Genomic DNA, 1,832 nt, shown 5'->3' with positions numbered 1-1,832 from the left:
ACCATGGTCGTGGGCATCGTCGGCGCGTTCTTCGGCGTGCTGGCGTAGGTTCCTGCGTTCTATTCTGCCCCCAAGGGAAACGGCGACCCATTGCGGTCGCCGTTTTTTATTACCGAAAGCTAGCTGGAGGTGCTTCGTGATTCGATCTGACAATCCGCCCGATAATGGCGTGAGCGGGGCGATGTATCTATTTGGCACGGCGCTCTTGTGGAGCTTTATCGGCATTCTCGTTCGCGCCAATTCGCAGTCAGCTCTTTTGATCGGTGCCGTTACGGCAATATTTATGGCGCTCTTTATCCTGCTCGTCGGCAGGCCCGTCCTCCGCGTCAGCCGTCTTATTGTCCTTGTGGCCGTCTGCAACTTCGTGACGGGCACCACGTTTAACTTTGCCAACCAGCTCACGACGGTCGGTAACGCAATCGTCCTGCAGTACACCTCGATGATTTTCGTTATCGTGTATCAATCGCTTGCATCGCGCACGCTGCCCTCGACGGCAAAGATCGCCTCCGTGGTGGTTGCTTTTACGGGTATGGGACTTTTCTTTTTAGGGGATTTGAGTGCCGAGGGCATGCTCGGCAACCTGCTTGCCGTCATCTCGGGCGCCACCTTTGGGCTGTGTTTCTTTTTGAACTCTCGCCCCGATGCGTCGCCCATGGTGTCCTCGCTCATCTCCTGCGGCATCTCGATGCTGCCGATCGTCTATTTTGCCGGCGCCCTAGACTCCGTGAGACCATTTGAGTGGGGGCTCATGCTGGTGCATGGCCTTTTTTGCAGCGGCCTTGCGAGCGTGCTGTATGCCAAGGGGATTGCGCGCACCAACGCGTTTGCGGCCAACTTGGTCTGCATGAGCGAGGTCGTGCTCGCTCCCTGCTGGTCGGCGCTCCTCTTTGGCGAGGTCTTTCGCTGGAACGAGTTTTTGGGCGCGGCGATTATCGTTTTGGTGATTGTGGCCAACTTGGCATCCGATGCCTTTGGCGATGGCTTTCTGGTGGCGCTTGTCCGCCATCGAAACAAAGGGCGTGCCTAATGGGATGCGTCTGCCGTTTACGGTAAAAAACACCCCGCTGAGCGACTGGTATTAAATAAGACGAACCTGCATACCTATAATTGGTATCAAATCATTTGTGCCTGGTATGGGTGTTAGCAGCACGCCAGGTGCGCTTCGGACCGTGTGGTCAAACTCCCGGATTGATATCAATAACGCGCGCGACGGGAGTGGTGACGGTTCGAGATTCCTTATTGGGAGGAACTATGCTTGTCCAAGCAATCCTCGTCGGCTTAGTCGGAGCTTTTGGATGTCTCGACTACCAGCTCGGCACCCTCTACGCATTCCGCCCCATCGTCCTGTGCCCGCTCGTGGGCCTGGTGCTGGGGGACCTGCAGACTGGCCTTGCCGTTGGCGCCAGCCTGGAGTTGCTGTTCATGGGCTCGATCTCCATCGGCGCCTACGTACCGCCTAACGAAACCGTCGGCGGCGTGCTCGCTTGCGCCTTCGCCATTCAGCTCGGTCAGGGTACCGAGACGGCCATCGCGCTCGCCATGCCCATCGCCGTCCTTGCGCTGACGATCGGCAACATTACCAATGCCTTGTTCCCTGTGTTTGTCGATATGGCAGACAAATTCGCCCTCAAGGGAAACCTCAAAGGCATCTACGCCGTTCATTGGGGAATTGGAATCTGGGGCTGCGTCGAGTACTTCCTGCTGTGCGGCGGCGCCTTCTATTTGGGTTCCGACGCCATCCAGGGCCTGCTCGACTTCATCCCGCCCTTCATCATCGACGGTTGCGGCGTTGCCGCCAACATCCTGCCTGCCATGGGCTTCGCCATGCTCGG

2 protein-coding genes are annotated in these 1,832 nt (G+C 57.7%); both read left to right on the top strand.

The window, feature by feature from the left end; all coding sequences use genetic code 11:
- Positions 1-136: 136 nt before the first annotated feature.
- Entirely contained in the window at positions 137-1,027 is an 891-nt protein-coding gene (locus tag DXD24_RS09980) for a DMT family transporter (RefSeq protein ID WP_233502394.1), read from the top strand.
- 224 nt (positions 1,028-1,251) lie between these two features.
- Positions 1,252-1,832 (top strand): PTS sugar transporter subunit IIC (locus DXD24_RS09975; protein WP_147324174.1); only part of this gene is annotated, 581 nt, incomplete at its 3' end.

It is taken from the genome of Collinsella sp. TF12-2AT, from assembly GCF_003436735.1.
Classification (GTDB): domain Bacteria; phylum Actinomycetota; class Coriobacteriia; order Coriobacteriales; family Coriobacteriaceae; genus Collinsella.
The sequence above is the reverse complement of the archived record's forward strand: the minus strand, read 5'-3'. Positions and strand labels throughout refer to the sequence as shown.